Below are 21,724 nucleotides of genomic sequence, written 5' to 3'. Positions count from 1 at the left end.
GTTACATTCCGAACCCGGAAGCTAAGCCTCACAGCGCCGATGGTACTGCAGGGGGGACCCTGTGGGAGAGTAGGACGCCGCCGAACAATTCTTCTAGAGAAGCCCCCGCCGGGCGAACCGGTCGGGGGCTTCTCTGTTGTAGGGTCAACATGCAATTGTCATCACACGGGACAGGAGGCCCCCGGGTGGAGGTCCAGGAGACGCGGGTCCAGACCGATCGCGTCCTCACCATCCCCAACATGCTGAGCATGGGCCGGCTGGTCGGTGTTCCGCTGTTTCTCTGGCTCATCCTGTGGCCGGTCTTCGACGGGCCCAACAACGATGGTTGGGCGCTGCTGATCCTGGCGTTGAGCGGGGTCAGCGACTACCTGGACGGAAAGCTCGCCAGGCGGTGGGGGCAGATCAGCCGGGTGGGGCAGCTGCTCGATCCGCTGGCCGACCGGCTCTATGTGCTCTCCACGCTGGTCGGACTGACCTGGCGTGAGATTCTGCCGTGGTGGCTCACCGCGATCCTGTTGGCCCGTGAGGTGTTCATCGCCGCGCTGCTGCCGATTCTGAACCGGCACGGCTACGGCCCGCTCCAGGTGAGTTTCCTGGGGAAGGCGGCGACGTTCAATCTGATGTACGCGTTTCCGCTTCTGCTGCTCGGCAGCGTGGACAGTTGGATCGCGCGGCCGGCCGAGGTGGTGAGCTGGGCGTTCATCTGGTGGGGGACGACGCTGTACTGGTGGGCCGCGATTCTTTACGCGGTTCAGGCGAGGCGGATCGTCCGGGCGAGCGCGGCGGCCTCTGCGTCCACAGTCTGAGACGTGATCTGAGAGAAGCCCCACGCCTCATCGGTGCGTCGGACGATATCTTCCGGGTAGAGAACCTTCTGGAACGCTTTGATGGACCTGCTGGTCCACCACCGCGAAGGAGGACGCACCCGTAATGAAAGCCGTTGTAATGGCAGGGGGCGAGGGCACCCGACTCCGCCCGATGACCTCCAGCATGCCGAAGCCGCTGCTTCCGGTCGCCAATAGGCCGATCATGGAGCACGTGCTTCGGCTGCTGAAGCGGCACGGCCTCTCCGACACCGTCGTCACCGTGCAGTTCCTGGCGTCGCTGGTCAAGAACTATTTCGGCGACGGCGAAGAGCTGGGCATGCATCTGACCTATGCCCACGAGGAGACGCCACTGGGCACTGCGGGGAGTGTCAAGAACGCAGAGGACGCGCTCAAGGACGATTCCTTTCTGGTGATCTCCGGTGACGCGCTGACCGACTTCGACCTCTCGGAATTGATCGACTTTCACCGCAGCAAGAACGCTCTGGTCACCGTCTGTCTCACGAGGGTGCCGAATCCACTGGAGTTCGGCATCACGATCACGGACGACGAGGGCAGGGTCGAGCGTTTCCTGGAGAAGCCGACCTGGGGGCAGGTCTTCTCCGACACCGTGAACACCGGTATCTACGTGATGGAGCCCGAGGTCTTCGACTACGTCGCGGCGGGTGAGTCCGTCGACTGGTCGAGCGATGTCTTCCCACAGCTCTTGAAGGAGGGCAAGCGGGTCTACGGCTACGTCGCCGAGGGTTACTGGGAGGACGTGGGCACCCACGAGAGCTACGGCAAGGCCCAGGCGGACGTCCTGGAGGGCAAGGTCGACGTCGAGCTCGACGGGTTCGAGATCTCCCCGGGCGTCTGGGTCGCCGAGGGCGCCGAGGTGGACCCGGAGGCGGTGCTGCGCGGGCCGCTGTACATCGGGGACTACGCCAAGGTCGAGGCCGGCGTGGAGATCCGCGAGCACACCGTGCTGGGCAGCAACGTGGTCGTCAAGCGCGGCGCGTTCCTGCACAAGGCGGTGGTGCACGACAACGTGTACGTCGGGCCGCAGAGCAATCTGCGGGGCTGCGTGGTCGGCAAGAACACCGACGTGATGCGGGCCGCGCGGATCGAGGACGGCGCGGTGATCGGGGACGAGTGCCTGGTCGGCGAGGAGTCGATCATCGGGGCGAACGTCCGGGTCTACCCGTTCAAGACCATCGAGGCCGGCGCCGTCGTCAACACCTCGGTGATCTGGGAGTCGCGCGGCCAGGAGCACCTCTTCGGGGTCCGCGGCGTCTCGGGCGTCCTGAACGTCGAGATCACCCCGGAGCTGGCCGTGCGGCTGGCCGGGGCGTACGCGACGACGCTCAAGAAGGGCGCCACCGTCACCATCGCGCGTGACCACTCGCGTGGCGCGCGTGCGCTCAAACGGGCGATGATCTCGGCGCTCCAGACCTCCGCGATCGACGTCCGTGACCTCGAGAACGTGCCCATGCCGGTGGCCCGGCAGCACACGGCACGGGGGAGCGCGGGCGGGATCTTCCTGCGGACCACGCCCGGCGTGCCGGACTCGCTGGACATCCTCTTCTTCGACGAGCGCGGGGCGGACCTCTCACAGGCCGGCCAGCGGAAGCTCGACCGGGTCTACGCGCGCCAGGAGTTCCGGCGGGCCTTCCCCGGTGAGATCGGGGACCTCACCTTCCCGTCCAGCGTCTTCGACTCCTACGCCGGCAACCTGCTGCGGACGGTGGACACCACAGGGGTCCGGGAAGCCGGGCTGAAGGTGGTCGTGGACACCGCGCACGGCAGCGCGGGCCTCGTTCTGCCGAGCATCCTCGGCCGGCTCGGGGTCGAGGCGCTCACCGTCTCCACGGGGCTGGACGAGGCGCGGCCGACCGAGGACGCCGAGGAGCGCCGGGCCGGCCTGGCCAGGCTCGGCGAGCTGGTCGCCTCCTCGCGGGCGGCCTTCGGGGTGCGGTTCGACCCGGTGGGCGAGCGCGTCGCGTTCGTGGACGAGCTCGGCCGGGTGATCGACGACGACCGGGCGCTGCTGGTGCTGCTGGACCTGGTCGCGGCCGAGCGGCGCAGCGGGCAGGTGGCACTGCCGGTGACCACCACCCGGATCGCCGAGCAGGTCGCCGCGTACCACGGGACCCAGGTCATCTGGACCACGACGACGCCGGACGACCTCGCGAAGGCGGCCTCCGCCGAGGGCACGGTGTTCGGCGGGGACGGGCGCGGCGGCTTCGTGGTGCCCGAGTTCAGCGGGGTGCTGGACGGCGCCGCGGCGTTCGTCCGGCTGGTCGGCCTGGTGGCGCGGACCCAGCTCACGCTGAGCCAGATCGACGCGCGGATCCCGCAGGCGCACATCCGCCGCCGGGACATCGCGACGCCGTGGGCGGCCAAGGGCATGGTCATGCGCTCGGTGGTGGAGGCGGCCGGAAGCCGTCGGCTGGACACCACCGACGGCGTCCGGGTGGTCGAGGCGGACGGGCGCTGGACGCTGGTGCTGCCGGACCCGGCCGAGGCGGTCACCCACCTGTGGGCGGAGGGCCCCGACGACGAGGCCACCGAGGCGCTGCTGGACGAGTGGGCGGCCGTGGTCGACGGGGCGGGGCGGTGAACGGCCCCGGCTGAGCGGAGGCCCTGAGACGGGACCCTGAGCCGGGCACGGTCGGGAACCGGGCTCGGAACCGCCTCGGACGGCGGGGCGCACGGTGTGATCCGTGCGCCCCGCCGTCCGTTTTCACATCATTCGGAACAATCCGTCACTTTCCGTCATGTGTGCAGCGTGTGTGCAGCTCAGGGGCCGTGCAATGGCCCTCTCGGCGACGTGGGACGATGGTCTCCATGCCAGCGACGCCGACACCGAGTGCCCCGAACGGACGGTACAACCGTCCGGATGCCTCGATGTCCTTGCTGACCAACGTGATGGACCACAGCCTGGACGAGGGCTACGCGGAGGCGGCCGCCGCCCGCGGCGGTGCCCGCGACAGCCGGATACCCGGCACCTGGCAGGGGCTGCTCACGCTGGGCGCCGGGCTGTCGCTGGTCGGCGCGGTGGTGACGGTGGGCGCGGTGAACGCGCACAAGGCCGAGCCCTCGCTGGCCAAGGAGCGGGACGCGTTGATCCACCGGATCAACGACAGCAACACCTCGGCCGACCGGCTGCAGAAGCAGGTGCAGGAGCTGCGGCTCAAGGTCGACACCACGCAGCAGCAGGCGCTGGCCTCGGGGGCGGGCGACACCGGGGGGACGGCCGAGGCGGTGGGCCTGGGCCAGGTCACCGGGCCGGGCGTGAAGCTCGTCCTGGAGGACGCCGCCGGTACGGGCCTCGGCGGCAACGTCGACCCGCGGGCCGGGCAGGGCTTCTCCAACAGCGGCCGGCTGCGGGACCGTGACCTCCAGCTGGTGGTGAACGGCCTCTGGGGATCCGGGGCCGAGGCGATCGCGATCAACGGCCAGCGGCTGACCGCGCTGTCCGCGATCCGGGCCGCGGGCGAGGCGGTGCTGGTGGACAACCGGCCGCTGGTGCCGCCGTACAACATCCAGGCGATCGGGGACGGCTCGAAGCTCCTCACGGCCTTCGAGAAGGACATGGCCGGGCAGTACCTGCGGCTGCTCCAGGAGCAGTACGGCATCAAGTCGACGCTCTCCGTCCAGAAGAACCTGACGCTGCCGGCCGCGGTCGGGCTCACGCTGCGGACCGCGCAGCCGGTGACGCCCGAGGCCTCGCCCCCGGCGGCCCCGGTCGGCACGCCCTCGGCCGGGGCCGGAACCCAGGAGAGTCCCGGCGCGTCCGTCTCACCGTCGGCCTCGCCTTCCGCGTCCGCGTCGCCGGCCGCGTCCGGCGGTACCCCCACCGCCAAGCGGCGTCCGACGACCGGAGCCACCAAGACCACGACAGGGACAGGAGCAGCCAGACCGTGATTGCCGTACTGGGTCTTGTGATCGGGGTGGTCGTCGGCCTCTTCGTCCAACCCGAGGTGCCGGACGCCGTGGTGCCCTACCTGCCGATCGCGGTGGTGGCGGCGCTGGACGCCGTGTTCGGCGGCGTCCGGGCGATGCTCGACGGGATCTTCAACGACAAGGTGTTCATCGTCTCGTTCCTGTCGAACGTGGTGGTCGCGGCACTGATCGTCTTCCTCGGTGACCAGCTGGGGGTCGGCTCGCAGCTGTCCACCGGCGTGGTCGTCGTCCTCGGCATCCGCATCTTCTCCAACGCGGCCGCGATCCGGCGCCATGTCTTCCGCGCCTGAGCCGGGCCGCGGGGCGGCGGCGGAGAAGCGGGAGGCGGTGGCGGCGGAGCCGAGCGACGGGAAGCCGCGCGAGGAGTCGGGCGAGAAGCCTGTCGAGAAGCCTGTCGAGAAGGCCGCGAACGGACCCGAGCCGGAGCCGGACGCGCGGTCCGGGGCGGCCGGGGCGGCCGCCGAGTCCGAGGAGTCCGGGGCGGCGTCGGAGGGGAAGTCCGACGCCGAGGCCGAGCTTGACGGCGGTGCGGGGCCGGAGCCGACGCTGCGGCTCACGAAGCCCACCGAACCGGCGCCCAAGACCGAGCCGGAGGCCGAGTCCGTGGCCGAGCACGAGGCGAAGTCCGCGCCGGCACCCGTGCCTGTCGCCGGGCCTGGGCCCGAGCCCGAGCACCAGCCCGGGCCCGAGCCGGAAGCAGAGCCGGAGCCGGAAGCGGCAGTCGAGCCCGACCCCGCCGCGGACCGGAACGCCGGCCGGCGGCGGCTGAAGGCGGCGGTCTGGCCGCCGCGGCTGTCGCGCGGGCAGCTGGTGGTGGCGCTGCTGCTGTTCTCGCTCGGTCTGGGGCTGGCGATCCAGGTGCGGTCGACCAACGACCACCACAGTCAGCTGCGTGGGGCTCGCCAGGAGGACCTGGTGCGGATCCTCGACGAACTGGACAGCCGGCAGCAGCGTCTCCAGCAGGAGAAGGCGGAGCTGGAGCAGTCCCTGGCGAAGTTGGAGAACAGCTCCAACCAGGCCAAGGAGGCCCAGGAGCAGACCAGGAAGAAGATGACGGAGCTCGGCGTGCTCGCCGGCACGGCCAAAGCCACAGGTCCTGGCATCGTACTCACGGTCGATGATCCCCAAGGGCAGGTGAAGGCAGATATGCTGCTGGACACCCTGCAAGAACTTCGAGCGGCGGGGGCGGAGGCGATTCAGATCAACGATGTGCGCGTGGTGGTCAACACCTACTTCACCGACCTGTCGGGCGGTGGGGTGCAGATCGACGGGAAGAAGGTCTCGCAGCCCTACCGCTTCACGGTCGTGGGGAACCCGCAGGATCTGACACCCGCGCTGAACATCCCGGGAGGTGTCGTCCGCACGCTGGAGAGCCACCAGGCACGGGCGACGATCGCCCAGCAGCAGAAGGTGGTCGTCGACGCCCTCGTGGACCCGAAGTCGCCGCAGTACGCCAAGCCGGCCTCGAAGTGACGGGGCGCCCGACGAACGGCCCGTCAAGGGCGGGCGGCACCCGCTGCGGGGTGTCGCCGTCACATGGGCGAGACTGGTTCGCACCAGTACGCTCCGGAGCAACAACCGCAGCACCAACCGACGAAGTACCACTTCGGCGAGCCGCAAGGATCGGGCTCGCAGCATGTCCGAGGTTCTCACCCTGCCCCGCGGGCGGGTCTGTCACACGCAAGGGGATTCGCCCGTGAGTTTCTTCTCGAAGTTGTTCGGTCGCAACAAGGGCCGTGACGCGGCCGCCGTCGAGGCGCCCACCGCGCGTCACCGCCGGCCGGAGGACGAGCCCGCGGTGCCGGGCATGCGTCCGGCCCCCGAGGCCGCACCGTACGGCCAGCAGCTCTACCGGGACGGCGGCGCCGCCCAGTTCGCGGGCAATCCGGCGGGCCACGGCGCGTCGGTTGACCCCTCCGGCGAGCCGCGCATAGGTTTCCCGTCAGGACCCTCAACCTCCGGTGGAGGGTTTGCCCCGGATCCGTACGCCGGGCACAACCCGTCGGGTGTGCCCCGCCAGGAGGCTGTGAACATGGCTGGCCCCACTCCGTGCCCCAGGTGCGGCAACCAGAACCCGGCTTCGGCCCGGTTCTGTTCCAACTGCGGCACGGCGCTGCGCGGCGGCCTGCTCCCGGAGGGGGCGGCGGAGACCACGTCGACCATCTCCATCTCCGGCCTGGAGTCGTACGACCCCAGCGCCACGACCGGCACCGGCGCCACGCCGGCCCTGTCGGCCGAGGTCCTGTCGGCGATCGACGCGCTGCCGCCGGGCTCGGCCCTGCTGATCGTGCAGCGCGGCCCGAACTCCGGCAGCCGCTTCCTGCTGGACTCGGACATCACCACGGCGGGTCGTCACCCGCAGGGTGACATCTTCCTGGACGACGTCACGGTCTCGCGCCGGCACGTGGAGTTCCGTCGCACCCCGGCCGGCTTCAGCGTCGCGGACGTGGGCAGCCTCAACGGCACCTACGTGAACCGGGAGCGGATCGACGAGGTGTCGCTGAACAACGGCGACGAGGTGCAGATCGGGAAGTACCGGCTGGTGTTCTTCGCCGGTCACAACCGGGGGTACTGAAAACGACGTCGGTGGGAGCCCGAGTGAATACGAATACCCCTTCCTCTTCTCTCGGGGCGGCCACCCCAACCCCGTCCGGTCCGCTGGCGGACCGCGGCGGGCGCGGGGTGGTCGCGGGCCCGCGGCAGCCGGTCCGGGCCGAACGGCCCGTCGGCCGCCGGCGCGGCGGTGACGAACTGCTGAGCATCGGCGCGGTGCTGGCCTTCCTGCGCGACGACTTCCCCGAGGTCACCATCTCCAAGATCCGCTTCCTGGAGGCGGAGGGACTGGTCGAGCCTCAGCGCACGCCCTCGGGGTACCGCAAGTTCAGCCCGGCCGACGTCGAGCGGCTGGCCTACGTCCTGCGCATGCAGCGGGACCACTACCTGCCGTTGCGGGTGATCCGGGAGCACCTGGACGCCATCGAGCGCGGCGAGAACCCGCCCGCGCTGCCCTCCGCCGACACCCGGCCCGGGCCGCTGGAGGAGGCGGACCGGGAGCTGGTGGCCGCCGGCGAGGTGCCCTCAGGTGTCCGGCTGGGCCGCGCCGAGCTGCTCGCGGCGGCCGAGGCCGGGGAGCAGGAGCTGGCCGAGTGGGAGTCCTACGGGCTGGTCGCCCCTGGCCCGGACGGCGGCTACGACGGCGAGGCGCTCCAGGTGGCCCGGCTGGTCGCGGAGCTCGGCCGGTACGGGCTGGAGCCGCGCCACCTGCGGGCCATGAAGGCCGCGGCGGACCGCGAGATCGCGCTGGTGGAGCAGGTGGTGGCGCCACTGCGCCGGCACCGGAACCCACAGACCAGGGCGCACGCGGAGGCCACCGCCCGGGAGCTCGCGACGCTGTCCGTACGGCTGCACGCGGCGATGGTCCAGGCCGGCCTGCGGGCCCGCGGATAGCGGCTCCCTACGCGGCGTGGCGCGTCCGACACGCCCTGCGGCACCGGCTGCACCTCGCTGACCAGCGGCGTCGGCTCTGCGCTTTCATATCCGGGAGCGGAGCCATAGGGTTGCCTGTGTGAATGAGCTCGACGTCGTGGGTGTCCGAGTGGAGATGCCTTCCAACCAGCCGATCGTGCTGCTGCGGGAGGTCGGGGGAGATCGCTACCTGCCGATCTGGATCGGCCCCGGCGAGGCGACCGCGATCGCCTTCGCCCAGCAGGGCATGACCCCGGTGCGCCCGCTGACGCACGACCTGTTCAAGGACGTCCTGGAGGCGCTCGGCCAGCAGCTCACCGAGGTCCGGATCACCGACCTGCGGGAGGGCGTGTTCTACGCCGAGCTGGTGTTCGCCGGCGGGGTCGAGGTGAGTGCCCGGCCGTCCGACGCCATAGCGCTGGCGCTGCGCACCGGCACCCCGATCTACGGGAGCGAGGAGGTGCTCGCCGAGGCGGGCATCGCGATCCCGGACGAGCAGGAGGACGAGGTCGAGAAGTTCCGCGAGTTCCTCGACCAGGTCTCGCCCGAGGACTTCGGGGGCAGCGGCCCGCAGTAGCGGGGGCCGGGCGCGCGGCCGTTTGGCCTACCGTTTTGCCAAAAACCGTCCATCTACCCACACTAGGGGCACGAAAAACCACTCTCCTGAGTGATGTGGTTTGTCCGGTCCGGCGTGGCGATCGTTGACGGGTCATAGGGGACTGCCTACCGTCAGGAGTGGCTGTCCGGGTGGCCGATGCCCGCATTCGGGTTGCCCGCAGCACAAGTGGACGGAGGCAGGCATGAGCAGCACCGGCGATGACGCGGCCGTGGGAGGCCGGTGCGCCGTGCACATGCCGCGCACCGGCCGCACCGTCACGGATCTCCCCCGGATGGGCAGGTTCCCGGCCGTACAACCGGGCCAGCCGAGCATCGAACGGCTGGCGCCGACGTCGGAGCTGCTCGGCTTCCGCGGCCCGACGGCCTGCGCGGCGGCCGGCATCACCTACCGCCAGTTGGACTACTGGGCCCGCACCGGACTGCTGGAGCCCAGCGTCCGCACCGCGTACCCGTCGACCAGCCAGCGGCTCTACAGCTTCCGCGACATCCTGCTGCTGAAGATCGTGAAGCGGCTGCTCGACGCGGGTGTCTCGCTGCAGAACATCCGGGTGGCGGTCGCCCACCTGCAGGCCGCCGACCAGGCCGCCCTGGCCGGGATGACGCTGATGTGCGACGGCGCGACGGTGTACGAGTGCACCACGCCGCAGCAGGTGGTGGACCTGCTGAAGGGCGGTCAGGGGGTCTTCGGCATCGCGGTCGGAGCGGTCTGGCAGGAGCTGGAGCTCACCCTCGGGAGGCTGCACGCGGAGCGCACCGACACCGGTGAGACGCTGGTCGGGCACGACCCGGCCGACGAGCTGGCGCAGCGGCGCAACCGGGCGGTCTGAGCAGGAGTTCGACGGGGCCGCGGGCCCGGACGGGGAACCGTTCGGACCCGCGGCCCCGTCGTGTTCCCTGAATCGGCGTGATCGAGGGAGGGCACGTGGGAGACGGCACCGGGATATCGGGGCTGCTGCGGCGCAGGGCGGGGCTGCTGGGGGCGCGGCTGCGGCAGCGGCGGACGCAGCGCAGGGTGTTCCAGCTCGGGACGGTGCTCTGCTCGCTGGCGCTGGCGCCGAGTGCCTGGGTGTGGTTCTCCGCGGGCGACCGGGTGGGCACGGTGGAGAGCGCGCCCGCGGCGCCGGTCGCGGTGGTCTTCGGCGCCGGGCTGGACCAGGGGAAGCCCTCGCCGTACCTGGAGCACCGGCTGGTCGCGGCGCTGGACCTGTACCGGGAGGGGAAGGTGCAGGCGATCCTGGTGACCGGGGACAACGGGCGGGTCGAGTACGACGAGCCCGACGCGATGTACACGTACCTGACCGAGCACGGGGTGCCCGAGGACCGGGTGGTCCGGGACTACGCCGGCTTCGACACCTGGGACTCCTGCACCCGGGCGCGCCGGATCTTCGGGGTGGACCACGCGGTGCTGGTCAGCCAGGACTTCCACGTCCGCCGGGCGCTGGCGCTGTGCGAGGCGGCGGGCATCCGCTCGTACGCGGTCGGGGTGCCGGAGTGGCACGACGCGACCTGGCTGTACGGAGGGCTGCGGGAGGTCGCCGGGGCGGGCAAGGCGGCGGCCAATGCCTGGCTGCGGCCGGACCCGCTGTTCCTCGGGCCCGAGGAGGACGGCATTCCGAAGGCGCTGGCGGAGGCGGCGGGGAGGTAGCGCCCGTCCCGTGCGGCCGGTGGCCCGTCGTGGGCCGTCCGGCCCGGGTCGTACGCACTGTCGGACCCGTACGCGATGATCGGCGGGTGCGATCCCTGCCGAGCATCATCCACCTCGACATGGACGCCTTCTTCGCGGCGGTGGAGCAGGCGGCCAAGCCGAGCCTGCGCGGCAAGCCGGTGATCGTCGGCGGGCTCGGCGGTCGCGGGGTGGTCTCCACGGCCTCGTACGAGGCGCGGAGGTTCGGGGTGCACTCGGCGATGCCGATGGCGCAGGCGCGCCGGCTCTGCCCCAACGCCGCCTTCCTGTCGGGGCGGTTCGAGGCCTACCGGCAGAACAGCGAGATCGTGATGGGGCTGCTGCGGCAGCTGTCCCCGCTGGTGCAGCCGCTGAGCCTGGACGAGGCCTTCGTGGACCTGGAGGCCGGTGCGTACGGTCCCGCGCTGCTGGAGGCGGACCACGAGACCGGCGAGCGGCTGGTCCTGGCGCTGGCCGAGGACCTGCGGGCGGACATCCGGCGGCTGACCGGGCTGACCGGCTCGGTCGGGGCGGCCGGGTCCAAGCTGATGGCCAAGATCGCCTCCGAGCAGGCCAAGCCGGACGGGCTGGTCATGATCGAGCCCGGGCAGGAGCGGGCCGTGCTGGGGCCGATGCCGGTGCGGGCGCTGCCCGGGATCGGGCCGGCCACCGAGCAGGTGCTGCGCCGGGCCGGGCTGAACACGGTGGCCGACCTCGCGGAGGCGGGGGAGGCGGAGCTGGTGCAGCTGGTCGGACGGGCGCACGGCGCCGGGATCTTCCAGATGTCCACAGGCCTGGACGACCGGCCGGTGATCGCCGATCAGGACGCCAAGTCGGTGTCGGTGGAGGACACCTACGAGGTCGACCTGGCCGACCGGGAACGGGTGCTGCGCGAGGTCGAGGCGCTGGCCGGCCGGTGCGTGCGGCGGTTGCGGGCGGCCGGGCGCTCGGGGCGGACGGTGGTGCTCAAGGTCCGGCGGTTCGACTTCTCGACGCTGACCCGCTCGGAGACGCTCGGCGGGCCCACCGACGACGAGGCGGTGATCACCGCGACCGCGCGCCGGCTGGCCGAGCAGGTGGACATCACCGGTGGGGTCCGGCTGCTCGGCGTGGGCGTCGCCCAACTCGCCGACTACACCCAGGAGGACCTGTTCGCCCAGGCGCTGCGGGAGGAGGCCGCGGAGCACGCCGAGGTGGCGGCCGCGGAACAGCAGGCCGAGGAGGAGCCCGAGGTCGTCGTGGTGCGCCGCTGGATGCCCGGACAGGACGTGCGGCACGAGGAGTTCGGGCCGGGCTGGGTGCAGGGCAGCGGTGTCGGGCGGGTCACCGTGCGCTTCGAGACGCCGTGGAGCGGGCCGGGGCGGGTGCGGACCTTCGCGGTGGACGACCCGGCGCTCGAACCGTCCCGGCCGCTGCCGTTGCGCCAGGAGGAGGACGGGGACGGCGCGTCGGACGGGGGCGGCTGAGCGGACGGGGGAGGCGGGTCTGCGGAGCGGGCCCGGAACGCGAAGCGGCCCCACCCGGTGGGGGTACCGGGTGGGGCCGATCACCGTGCCGGACCCCGTACGTTCGTGATGCCCTCGCGACGTACGGGACCGGGGCCCCGCGCCCTGTCCCTGGGCGCGGGGGCCGGACGCCTCGTCAGGCGTCGGTCTTGGCCAGCGCGGGGCTGGAGTCCTGCTGGGCCGAGCCGCCGAGGACGGTCGGGGTGGCGGCCGACTTGGCACCGCGGATCAGGAACGGGACGACGCCGGCGACGATGCAGACGACGGCCGCGGTCCAGAACGCGTGCTTGTAGGCGTCCAGGGTGGGCAGGGAGAGCGGGATCTGCGGCGGCAGCTTCAGGGTGTCGCCGGTCAGGATGGCGGCCATGACGGCGGTGCCGATCGCGCCGCCGACCGTGCGCAGCACGGAGTTCATGCCGTTGGCGATGCCGCTCTGCTCGGCCGGGACGGCGCCGTTGATGTAGGCCGGCATCGCGGCGAAGGCGAGGCCGACGCCGAGACCGAAGATCGCCGAGGCGGTGTAGATGTCGCCCTCGCGGCCGTGGCGCACGGCGAGGTAGGCCATCGCGACGGCGCCGAGGACGCCACCGAGGACCAGCGGCAGGCGCGGGCCGCGACGGGCGATCAGCAGGGCGCCGACCGGGGCGGCGACCATCGAGCCGATCGCGGACGGCAGCAGCATGATGCCGGCGTGCAGCACGGTGGCGGTGAAGCCGTAGTGGGTGAGCTTCTCCGGGGTCTGGGCGAAGTTGCTGATGACCATGAAGGAGCCGTACATGCCGAAGCCGATGAGCAGGCCGGCCACGTTGGTGAAGGCGACGGCCGGACGGGCCATCATCTTCATGTCCACCAGGGGGTGCGCGACCTTGGTCTCGATGATCCCCCAGACCAGGGCGACCACGGCGGCGACGGCGAAGAGGCCGAGGGTCTTGTTGGAGGTCCAGCCCCAGTGGTTGCCCTGGCTGACCGCGACCAGCAGCGCGGAGAGCCAGCCGGCCAGGGTGATGGCGCCCAGCGGGTCGGCGCCGCCCTCCTTGTCGGTGACCGGGTCGGTCGGCACGCGGAAGGCGACCAGGGCGAGGGCGATCAGGCCGAAGACCAGGCCCATCCAGAAGATCGACTTGTAGTCCCAGTGCTCCAGCAGGAGACCGGTGGCGACCAGGCCGAGGCCGGAGCCGACGCCCATCGAGGCGCTGATGGCGGCGACGCCGCCGGTCACCTTCTGCTTGGGCAGCTCGTCACGGACGATGCTGATCGCCAGCGGCAGGACACCGCCGCCGGCGCCCTGGAGGACGCGGGCGACGACCAGCCAGGTGAAGGAGTGGGTGCTGACCGCCAGTGCCGAACCCGCGACCAGACCGGCCAGCGAGATCAGCAGCATCGGCTTGCGGCCCCGGAGGTCGCCGAAACGGCCCAGGAGGGGAGTCAGCACGGCTGCGGAGAGCAGGTTGGCGGTCATCAGCCAGGTGATGCTGGAGGCGGAGACGTTCAGTTCCCTGGCGAGCGAGGGCAGGATCGGGACGACCGCGGTCTGCACCACGCTGAACGACAACATCGCCAGGATGAGGGCCGGCAGGACCCGGGCGCTGCTCTGCTTCTCGGCCGCGGTGGTGGGCTGTGGTGCCTCACTCACGGTTGCTTCCTCCCGTACATAGTGAATGAACTGAAGTAACCATGCAGGGAGATACTTCAGAGTGTCAAATATCGAGCGGTTAAGCTTTGGCAAAGACGAAGGGTCGGGTACGCGACAAGGGCCCCGGACGGTGTCCGGGGCCCTTGCTGGTGGGGGCGGTCAGGCGAGTGGGCGCGCTGGGGCCGGTCGGGGGGTGTCGGGGGTGAACGCGGACGGCGGGGTGTGGGGGGGCGTGGTGTCGTGGACCTCGACGTGCTCGCGACGGAGTTCCTCCCGGATCACCTCCTCGGTCGTGTACCGCTCGACGACCAGGCGGACCCGCTCGACGGGCGCGAGGTACTTGCGGGCCACCGCGCGTTCCTCACGGAGAGTGACCTCCTCGGTGGCCTCGGCGATCTCCCTGTCGGTGAGCGTGGCGCGCTCGGCCTCGCTGATCGGCGTCCGCTCGACCCGGACGCGCTCGCGGACCACCGGGACGCGGCGCTCGACCTGTTCGGTCGTCACGTACTTGCGCAGCTTCGCGGTGCCGAGGACGTGCCACTCGGTGGTGACCTCCAGCCGCTCCTCGCGGCAGGTGATCTCGACCGGGCTGCTCGGGGCGGCCGTGGCGGTGCCCGGGTGCGCGGTGGCGGTCGTGGTGGCCGCCGCCGGGGCGGGCATGGGGGCGGGGTGCGACTGCTTCGGTTCCATGACGGGCGCGGCGGGGGCGGGTGCCGCCGCCGCAGGGGTGCCGGGGAGCCGGGTGTCGGCCTCCGGGGCGGTCCTGGTGCTGTCGGGGGTGACGGGCGCGGCGGCGGCAGCGGGGGTCCTCGCCGGGGCGCGCTCGGGGGAGCGCTCGGGGGCGCGCTCGGGACTGTGGAAGGTGAGCGGCTTGGCCGGGGCGGCGGCGGTCGTCGTGGCGGTGGCAGCAGCCGCCGTGGTGCCGAAGTCGCGGTCGGGCTGCTTGGCCCGGCTCCCGTTCTCGCCGTTCGGGCGGCTGTCCAGCGGGGTGTCGAGCCCGTAGTAGCGGTAGAGCTGGAGCTCCTGGGCGGGGGACAGGTGCTGGCCGACGCCGAAGTCCGGCGACTCCTTCACCAGCGACTTGTCGTACGGCACCCGCAGTTCGTCGCCCGCGAACTCGCTGGTGGTCAGCGGGACGAAGGCGTCCCGGCCGAAGATGCCGGTCCGGACCGCGGCCCACTCGGGCCGGCCGGTGGCGTCGTCCAGGTAGACCTCGTCGACCGTGCCGATCTTGTCTCCGTTGCGGTCGACGGCCTTGTGACCGATGAGGTCCCGGGGGTCGATGTCGGTCTGCACTTCTTTTTTCCTCCCGCGCGCGCTGGGCCTGCGGAACTCCCGCAGCAGGGCGGCCGGAGCACCCGTCCCGTCCGCCACTTCACACCAAATGCCATGAATCGGACCGGCGCGAGCGGGGTGCGCCGGACGGGGTTGCGCGATCGACCGTCCGGGGGACGCGCGTAGACCTCGATTGACCGGACGCACCCGTGATCGGGAGGCCTCCCGCTGGTACCCTGGGCGGCGACCGCAGAGCCCGCTCGGGAGAGTCTCCGACAACGAAAACCGCTGGTCGGGGCGCCGAAGGAGCAACTCCTCCCCGGAATCTCTCAGGCATCCGTACCGTGTGGGGTAGGTCACTCTGGAAAGCAGGGCAGGAGCGTCGGCACGGAAGCCGGCGATCACCACCCTCACCGACGGTGCAAGCCGGCGGGGCGCCCACAGCGCCCCGTGCGGGTGAAGCTCTCAGGTCCCGATGACAGAGGGGGAGGCCTGTCGGGTCCGCCCGCCCAGGTTTGTCCGCCGCCCGCAGCGGCGAGGCCGGCCGGCGTGCGTACCCCCGCCGGTCCGTGACCAGGAGGCCTCGACCACCATGAACGCCCAGCCGAACGCGGGACGCCCCACCGGCGCCTCGACCCTCACCGAGCTTGAGCTGGCCAGTCCCTTCGAGAACCGCCACATCGGCCCCGACGCCGCCGCGCAGGAGAAGATGCTGGCGTCCGTCGGCTACAGCTCGCTGGACGAGCTCGCCGCCACCGCGGTGCCCGAGGCGATCCGTTCCATCACCGCCCTGGACCTGCCCGCGGGCCGGACCGAGGCCCAGGTCCTCGCCGAGCTGCGCGAGCTGGCCGGCCGCAACCAGGTGCTCCAGCCGATGATCGGCCTGGGCTACTACGGCACCTTCACCCCGCCGGTGATCCTGCGCAACGTCATGGAGAACCCGGCCTGGTACACCGCCTACACCCCGTACCAGCCGGAGATCTCGCAGGGCCGCCTGGAGGCGCTGCTCAACTTCCAGACCCTGGTCTCCGACCTGACCGGCCTGTCGACCTCCGGCGCCTCGCTGCTGGACGAGGGCACCGCGGCCGCCGAGGCGATGGCGCTCGCCCGCCGCGTCACCAAGGTCAAGGGCGGTGTCTTCCTGGTCGACGCCGAGACCCTGCCGCAGACCCTCGCGGTGATCAACACCCGCGCCGTGCCGACCGGTGTCGAGGTCGTCGTCGCCGACCTGTCCGAGGGCATCCCGGCCGAGATCGCCGAGCGTGGCGTCTTCGGCGTGCTGCTCCAGTACCCGGGTGCCACCGGTGTGGTCCGCGACCTCGCCCCGGTGATCGAGCAGGCGCACGGCCTGGGCGCGATCGTCGCCGTCGCCGCCGACCTGCTGGCGCTGACCCTGCTCAAGTCCCCGGGCTCGCTGGGCGCCGACATCGCCTGCGGCACCACGCAGCGCTTCGGTGTGCCGATGGGCTTCGGCGGACCGCACGCCGGCTACCTGTCGGTGCGTACCGAGTACGCCCGCTCGCTGCCCGGCCGCCTGGTCGGCGTCTCCGTCGACTCCGACGGCAACCGCGCCTACCGCCTGGCGCTGCAGACCCGCGAGCAGCACATCCGCCGCGAGAAGGCCACCAGCAACATCTGCACCGCCCAGGTGCTGCTCGCCGTGATGGCCTCGATGTACGCCGTCTACCACGGCCCGGACGGCCTGGCCGACATCGCCCGCCGCACCCACCGCTACGCCGCCGCCCTCGCCGAGGGCCTGCGGGCCGGCGGCGTCGAGCTGCTGCACGGCGAGTTCTTCGACACCGTCACCGCCGTCGTCCCGGGCCGCGCCGCCGAGATCGCCGCCGCCGCCCGCGCCAACGGCGTCAACGTGTACCAGGACGGCGAGGACCGGATCTCCGTCTCCACCGACGAGACCACCACCCGCGAGCACCTGGCCGGTGTCTGGGCCGCGTTCGGCGTTGCCGCCGGCGAGGTCGCCGAGGCCGCCGACGCGCTGCCCGCCGCGCTGCTGCGCGAGGACGAGTACCTGACCCACCCGGTCTTCCACAGCCACCGCTCGGAGACCGCCATGCTGCGCTACCTGCGCCGCCTGTCGGACCGGGACTACGCGCTGGACCGCGGCATGATCCCGCTGGGCTCCTGCACCATGAAGCTCAACGCGACCACCGAGATGGAGGCGGTGACCTGGCCGGAGTTCGGCCAGCTGCACCCCTTCGCGCCGATCGACCAGGCCCAGGGCTTCCTGACCCTGATCCGCCAGCTGGAGCAGCAGCTGGTCGAGGTGACCGGCTACGACGCCGTGTCGATCCAGCCGAACGCCGGTTCCCAGGGCGAGTTCGCCGGTCTGCTGGCCGTGCGCGCCTACCACCACGCCAACGGTGACACCCAGCGCGACGTCTGCCTGATCCCGTCCTCGGCGCACGGCACCAACGCGGCCTCCGCGGTGATGGCCGGCATGCGCGTGGTCGTGGTGAAGACCTTGGCCGACGGCGACGTGGACGTCGAGGACCTGAAGGCCAAGATCGAGCAGCACCGCGACAACCTCGCCGTGCTGATGGTCACCTACCCGTCCACCCACGGCGTGTACGAGACCCAGATCACCGACATCTGCGCCCTGGTGCACGAGGCCGGCGGCCAGGTGTACGTGGACGGCGCCAACCTGAACGCCCTGGTCGGCCTGGCCAAGCCGGGCAAGTTCGGCGCGGACGTCTCGCACCTGAACCTGCACAAGACCTTCTGCATCCCGCACGGCGGCGGCGGCCCGGGCGTCGGCCCGGTCGCGGTGCGCGCCCACCTGGCGCCGTACCTGCCGAACCACCCGCTGCAGGCGGAGGCCGGCCCGGCCACCGGCGTCGGCCCGGTCTCGGCCGCGCCGTGGGGCTCGGCGGCCATCCTGCCGATCTCCTGGGCGTACGTCCGGCTGATGGGCGGCGAGGGCCTCAAGCACGCGACCCAGGTCGCGGTGCTGAACGCCAACTACATCGCCAAGCGCCTGGCGCCGCACTTCCCGGTGCTCTACACGGGCCCGGGCGGGCTGGTCGCGCACGAGTGCATCATCGACCTGCGTCCGCTGACCAAGGAGACGGGCGTGACGGTGGACGACATCGCCAAGCGCCTGATCGACTACGGCTTCCACGCGCCGACGATGTCCTTCCCGGTGGCCGGCACGCTGATGATCGAGCCGACCGAGTCCGAGGACCTGCACGAGATCGACCGGTTCTGCGACGCGATGATCACCATCCGCGCCGAGATCGACAAGGTCGGCTCGGGCGAGTGGGCGGCCGACGACAACCCGCTGCGCAACGCCCCGCACACCGCCGCCACGCTGGCCGGCGACTGGGCGCACGGCTACTCGCGGCAGGAGGCCGTCTTCCCGGCGGGCGTGAACCCGGCGGACAAGTACTGGCCGCCGGTCAGCCGGATCGACGGCGCGTACGGCGACCGCAACCTGGTCTGCTCCTGCCCGCCGCTGGACGAGTACGGCGTCTGACCGGACCCGGCCCGCGGGCCCGGATCGGACGGCAGGGCCCCGGCGGAGTCTTCCGCCGGGGCCCTGCCCGTTTCGCCGGCCGAGTCGGCGGCTGCCCCCGCCGTCCGGCCGGACCGGCCGGACCGTTCGGTCAGGCCGCGTGGGCGACGGGACGGCGCGGGGCGATCACCCGGCCGTCGGGCAGCAGTTCTCCGGTGTCCTCGAACAGGACGACGCCGTTGCAGAGCAGGCTCCAGCCCTGCTCCGGGTGGCGGGCCACCGAGACGGCCGCCTCGCGGTCCTCGGACTCGGCCGATGGGCACTCAGGACGGTGCTGGCACATACGCGTACCCTCGCTTCGCTCTGCGATCCTCCCCGTGATGCGGTCGCCGGAGGTGGTGCCGTCCGGGACCGCCGCGGTGGTCGGATCCTGTCCGCACGCCGGCCAAGTGTGGACCGACGCTCAAGTGGGTAGGACAGGTGGTCCTTCCACGCTGGTTCCCAGTGTCGGCATCCTGGGACCCGCGCGCAGGGATTTCGTGACATGCGCCACAACTCCCGGGTGGAGATCACCCGTTCAGGTGGGATCGGCGGGAAAGAGCACACCACTGGGTCAGCCGGCGCATGACCCGATGGGGCCATGCCGGATGGTCCGGGCGGGTGGTCGCCGTTCGGATGAGGGCCCGCGGGCGCAGGGGCGCGGGCAGGGGCGCGGGCAGGGGTGGGGGCCGCCGGGCGGGTGGGCCCGGCGGCCCGTGGGGCACCGTTCGGTTCAGGAGGAGCCGAGCAGCAGCGGCCTGGCGAGCGGGGCGCGGGCGAGCAGCGGCAGCAGTTCGGCGGCCGGGCGGGCGCGGTGCGCGGTGACGCCGAGCGGGGCCGGGGCGAGGGGGATCAGCAGGTCGGCGGCCGGGTCGCCGTCTGGGCTGTGCAGCCAGAGCGCCGTGGCGTACTGGCCCGGAAAGGTCAGCAGCCGGGGCTGCCGGCGGGTCCGGGAGTTCTGGGCGAGCTGCCAGGCCTCGCGCAGCGCCCGGACCGTGGAGTCGAGGTAGGGGCCCGCGGTGAAGTGGGAGAAGCTGTGGCCCTCGGCGCTCTGCACCACCTCGGCGGCGGCGGCCACCTCGGGCCCGTCCTTGATCAGGAAGCGCCAGCCGGTGCGGCGGGCGGCCGGGAGTTCCGGGCGCGGGCCGTTCAGGACGTGCACCGCGAGCGGGTGGGCGGGGAGCAGTGGGCCGGTCGGATGACGCAGTGCTGCGGCGGCGGGCTGGCGCAGCGCGGTCTCCGAGTCGAGCGCGCCCAGGACCGCGCGCAGCGCGCTCGGCGGGGGCTGGGGGGTTTGCAGAGTCATGGCGGGTCCGCCTCTCCAAGCGAGATCGGCGTGCGAGTGCGTCATACCGGCGTGGCGAGGCGACGCGTCTTCGGTGACGGGGCCCGGCCGTGTCCGGTTGTGCAGGATCGCGGAGCCGGCACGGTCGCCGCCGTCGACGAGGGCTTCTGGGCGAGGCGGACCGGCCGGAGCGCTGTGCCAATTCGAACAGGTGCGCAGGGTGATCTGTTTATCACAGGCTGTGGTGCCGGGCAAGTCTACAGTTCGTCTGATTTTCCGTCAGATGCCTTGCAATGCAAGCCAGTACAAGCGTTCGGGTATCGATCTTCGAGGTGGGCATGATGCTTGCACGGTCGGTCGACCGGGTGCTCGACGGGGTGGCTCTGGAGGAGGGGACCGTGGGCGAGAAGGTCGTGGCTACTCGGGCGGAACTGGCGGACCGGCAGCAGTACCGGCGCAAGCTCCACACGTGTCTCGAAACACTCGGACGGATGATCCGGGAGGACCGCTTCGACCGTCCGCGGGCGGTGATGGGCCTGGAGATCGAGCTCAACCTGGCCGACGAGCAGGGCCTGCCGGCCATGAACAACGCGCAGGTGCTGAGCGCGATCGGTTCCAGCGACTTCCAGACCGAACTGGGCCGGTTCAACATCGAGGTCAACATCACGCCCCACCGGCTCTGCGGGCACGTCTTCGAGGAGCTGCGCGAGGAGATCGACACCGGGCTGCGCTACGCCGACCGGCGGGCCGCCGAGGCGGGCGCCAGGATCGTCATGGTGGGCATCCTGCCGACCCTGGAGCACGCCCACACCGGGCTGGACGCGATGAGCCACAACCAGCGGTACAGCCTGCTCAGCGACCAGATCCTGGCCGCCCGCGGGGAGGACATCGCGCTGGACATCGAGGGGGTCGAGCACCTCCAGCTGGAGTCGATCACCATGGTGGCCGAGGCCGCCGCCACCTCGCTCCAGCTGCACCTCCAGGTGACCCCGGAACGGTTCTCCTCGGTCTGGAACGCCGCCCAGGCGATCTGCGGGCCGCAGCTCGCGCTCGGCGCCAACTCGCCGTTCCTGTTCGGGCGGGAGCTGTGGCGGGAGACCCGTCCGGTGCTCTTCCAGCAGGCCTGTGACACCCGTACGGCGGAGCTCAAGGCCCAGGGGGTGCGCCCGATCACCTGGTTCGGCGAGCGCTGGGTGGACTCCGCGTACGACCTGTTCGAGGAGAACCTGCGGTACTTCCCCGCGCTGCTGCCGATCTGCGACGACGAGGACCCGGTGAAGGTGCTGGCCTCCGGCGGTGCGCCCAGGCTCGCCGAGATGCGGCTGCACAACGGCACCATCTACCGCTGGAACCGCCCGGTGTACGACGTCGCCGGCGGGGTGGCGCACCTGCGGGTGGAGAACCGGGCACTGCCGGCCGGCCCGACGGTGGCCGACACGCTGGCCAACGCCGCCTTCTACTACGGACTGGTGCGGGTGCTCGCCGCGCAGCCCCGGCCGATCTGGACCCGGCTGCCGTTCGAGCGGGCGGACGAGAACTTCCAGCAGGGCGCCCGGTACGGCATCGACGCGGTGTTCCAGTGGCCGCGCTCGGGCCGGGCCGGGCGCGGCGGCGGGCTGCAGACCGTGTCCGCCGTCGACCTGGTGCTGAACGAGCTGCTGCCGATGGCCTACCAGGGCCTCGACGAGTGGGGCGTGGAGCCCGCCGACCGGGACCGCTACCTGGGCATCATCGAGCAGCGCTGCCTGCGCCGCACCAACGGCGCCTCCTGGCAGACCGCGACCTTCCACCGGCTGCGCGAGCAGTACGGGATGGACCGGCCGGCCGCGCTCGCGGCGATGACCAGGCGCTACGCCGAACTCATGCGCGGCGGCGAGCCGGTGCACACCTGGCCGGTGGGCTGAGACCTCCCCTCCGGGGCGGCCGCGCGGCTGTGCCAGGATGATCGCTCCGGCGGTCGGCCGACGGCCGGAGCGACCGCCCCGTCCGCTGGAGCC

17 protein-coding genes, 1 rRNA gene and 1 riboswitch are annotated in these 21,724 nt (G+C 71.9%); of the genes, 14 read left to right on the top strand and 4 right to left on the bottom strand.

What is annotated here, in order from left to right; translation table 11 throughout:
• From rrf to ACIQ87_RS30000, 12 genes are all read left to right on the top strand, one after another.
• Positions 1-86: ribosomal RNA gene (rrf, locus tag ACIQ87_RS30055) — 5S ribosomal RNA — on the top strand; the annotation flags it as partial.
• A 99-nt stretch (positions 87-185) separates the two neighbouring features.
• A complete protein-coding gene (locus ACIQ87_RS30050) occupies positions 186-806 on the top strand; it encodes a CDP-alcohol phosphatidyltransferase family protein (protein ID WP_402412609.1) in 621 nt (206 codons plus the stop codon).
• A 124-nt stretch (positions 807-930) separates the two neighbouring features.
• Complete coding sequence (locus ACIQ87_RS30045) at positions 931-3,426, top strand: sugar phosphate nucleotidyltransferase (RefSeq protein ID WP_392870151.1); 2,496 nt, start codon at positions 931-933, stop codon at positions 3,424-3,426.
• A 287-nt stretch (positions 3,427-3,713) separates the two neighbouring features.
• Complete coding sequence (locus tag ACIQ87_RS30040; protein ID WP_402412606.1) at positions 3,714-4,733, top strand: DUF881 domain-containing protein; 1,020 nt, start codon at positions 3,714-3,716, stop codon at positions 4,731-4,733.
• Positions 4,730-5,062: a small basic family protein gene (locus ACIQ87_RS30035; RefSeq protein ID WP_030062488.1), complete on the top strand. Its 333-nt coding sequence runs from the start codon at positions 4,730-4,732 to the stop codon at positions 5,060-5,062. The genes ACIQ87_RS30040 and ACIQ87_RS30035 overlap by 4 nt, the downstream gene beginning before the upstream one ends.
• Complete coding sequence (locus tag ACIQ87_RS30030) at positions 5,046-6,245, top strand: DUF881 domain-containing protein (protein ID WP_402412603.1); 1,200 nt, start codon at positions 5,046-5,048, stop codon at positions 6,243-6,245. The genes ACIQ87_RS30035 and ACIQ87_RS30030 overlap by 17 nt, the downstream gene beginning before the upstream one ends.
• Before the next feature lie 223 nt (positions 6,246-6,468).
• Positions 6,469-7,347: an FHA domain-containing protein gene (locus tag ACIQ87_RS30025; RefSeq protein WP_402412600.1), complete on the top strand. Its 879-nt coding sequence runs from the start codon at positions 6,469-6,471 to the stop codon at positions 7,345-7,347.
• A 179-nt stretch (positions 7,348-7,526) separates the two neighbouring features.
• Positions 7,527-8,219 (top strand): MerR family transcriptional regulator, encoded by a 693-nt coding sequence (locus ACIQ87_RS30020; RefSeq protein ID WP_402412622.1) that lies wholly within the window; start codon positions 7,527-7,529, stop codon positions 8,217-8,219.
• Between the two features lie 118 nt (positions 8,220-8,337).
• Positions 8,338-8,814: a bifunctional nuclease family protein gene (locus tag ACIQ87_RS30015; RefSeq protein WP_030303568.1), complete on the top strand. Its 477-nt coding sequence runs from the start codon at positions 8,338-8,340 to the stop codon at positions 8,812-8,814.
• A gap of 223 nt (positions 8,815-9,037) precedes the next feature.
• Positions 9,038-9,682 carry a MerR family transcriptional regulator gene (locus ACIQ87_RS30010; RefSeq protein ID WP_402412597.1) on the top strand — a complete coding sequence of 215 codons (645 nt, stop codon included), beginning with the start codon at positions 9,038-9,040 and terminating at the stop codon, positions 9,680-9,682.
• Positions 9,683-9,777: 95 nt separating this feature from the next.
• Positions 9,778-10,500 carry a vancomycin high temperature exclusion protein gene (locus ACIQ87_RS30005; protein WP_402412594.1) on the top strand — a complete coding sequence of 241 codons (723 nt, stop codon included), beginning with the start codon at positions 9,778-9,780 and terminating at the stop codon, positions 10,498-10,500.
• A gap of 86 nt (positions 10,501-10,586) precedes the next feature.
• Positions 10,587-11,984, top strand: coding sequence for a DNA polymerase IV (locus tag ACIQ87_RS30000; RefSeq protein WP_402412591.1), 1,398 nt, complete (start codon positions 10,587-10,589; stop codon positions 11,982-11,984).
• Between the two features lie 175 nt (positions 11,985-12,159).
• Here ACIQ87_RS30000 and ACIQ87_RS29995 read toward each other — a convergent pair whose 3' ends face one another.
• Together ACIQ87_RS29995 and ACIQ87_RS29990 are read right to left on the bottom strand one after the other, a co-directional pair.
• Positions 12,160-13,656, bottom strand: a complete 1,497-nt coding sequence (locus ACIQ87_RS29995; RefSeq protein WP_402412587.1) for an MFS transporter — start codon at positions 13,654-13,656, stop codon at positions 12,160-12,162.
• Between the two features lie 159 nt (positions 13,657-13,815).
• Positions 13,816-14,952, bottom strand: a complete 1,137-nt coding sequence (locus ACIQ87_RS29990) for a PRC and DUF2382 domain-containing protein (protein ID WP_402412584.1) — start codon at positions 14,950-14,952, stop codon at positions 13,816-13,818.
• 230 nt (positions 14,953-15,182) lie between these two features.
• Positions 15,183-15,286, top strand: a riboswitch (glycine riboswitch).
• 237 nt (positions 15,287-15,523) lie between these two features.
• Between ACIQ87_RS29990 and gcvP the strand changes: the two genes are divergently transcribed.
• Positions 15,524-18,424 (top strand): aminomethyl-transferring glycine dehydrogenase, encoded by a 2,901-nt coding sequence (gene gcvP / locus ACIQ87_RS29985; RefSeq protein ID WP_402412582.1) that lies wholly within the window; start codon positions 15,524-15,526, stop codon positions 18,422-18,424.
• A 130-nt stretch (positions 18,425-18,554) separates the two neighbouring features.
• Here gcvP and ACIQ87_RS29980 read toward each other — a convergent pair whose 3' ends face one another.
• Together ACIQ87_RS29980 and ACIQ87_RS29975 are read right to left on the bottom strand one after the other, a co-directional pair.
• Positions 18,555-18,746 (bottom strand): DUF5999 family protein, encoded by a 192-nt coding sequence (locus ACIQ87_RS29980; protein ID WP_097235094.1) that lies wholly within the window; start codon positions 18,744-18,746, stop codon positions 18,555-18,557.
• A 429-nt stretch (positions 18,747-19,175) separates the two neighbouring features.
• Positions 19,176-19,748 (bottom strand): hypothetical protein, encoded by a 573-nt coding sequence (locus tag ACIQ87_RS29975; RefSeq protein ID WP_402412579.1) that lies wholly within the window; start codon positions 19,746-19,748, stop codon positions 19,176-19,178.
• A 377-nt stretch (positions 19,749-20,125) separates the two neighbouring features.
• On the opposite strand from ACIQ87_RS29975, the gene ACIQ87_RS29970 reads away from it, so the two are divergent.
• The gene (locus tag ACIQ87_RS29970; RefSeq protein WP_402412619.1) at positions 20,126-21,631 is read left to right on the top strand and encodes a glutamate--cysteine ligase; all 1,506 of its coding nucleotides are present in this window, start codon (positions 20,126-20,128) and stop codon (positions 21,629-21,631) included.
• Positions 21,632-21,724 lie beyond the last annotated feature (93 nt).

Origin of the sequence: Kitasatospora sp. NPDC096204, from assembly GCF_044763205.1 — a bacterium.
Classification (GTDB): Bacteria; Actinomycetota; Actinomycetes; order Streptomycetales; family Streptomycetaceae; genus Kitasatospora.
The sequence above is the reverse complement of the archived record's forward strand: the minus strand, read 5'-3'. Positions and strand labels throughout refer to the sequence as shown.

What these genes read in the sequence shown, in the direction of transcription:
- ACIQ87_RS30030 (WP_402412603.1), top strand. Translation starts at nt 5,046, where the DNA reads ATGTCTTCCGCGCCTGAGCCGGGCCGCGGGGCGGCGGCGGAGAAGCGG.
- ACIQ87_RS29980 (WP_097235094.1), bottom strand. Translation starts at nt 18,746, where the DNA reads ATGTGCCAGCACCGTCCTGAGTGCCCATCGGCCGAGTCCGAGGACCGC.
- gcvP (WP_402412582.1), top strand. Translation starts at nt 15,524, where the DNA reads ATGAACGCCCAGCCGAACGCGGGACGCCCCACCGGCGCCTCGACCCTC.
- ACIQ87_RS29975 (WP_402412579.1), bottom strand. Translation starts at nt 19,748, where the DNA reads ATGACTCTGCAAACCCCCCAGCCCCCGCCGAGCGCGCTGCGCGCGGTC.
- ACIQ87_RS30040 (WP_402412606.1), top strand. Translation starts at nt 3,714, where the DNA reads ATGTCCTTGCTGACCAACGTGATGGACCACAGCCTGGACGAGGGCTAC.
- ACIQ87_RS30010 (WP_402412597.1), top strand. Translation starts at nt 9,038, where the DNA reads ATGAGCAGCACCGGCGATGACGCGGCCGTGGGAGGCCGGTGCGCCGTG.
- ACIQ87_RS30045 (WP_392870151.1), top strand. Translation starts at nt 931, where the DNA reads ATGAAAGCCGTTGTAATGGCAGGGGGCGAGGGCACCCGACTCCGCCCG.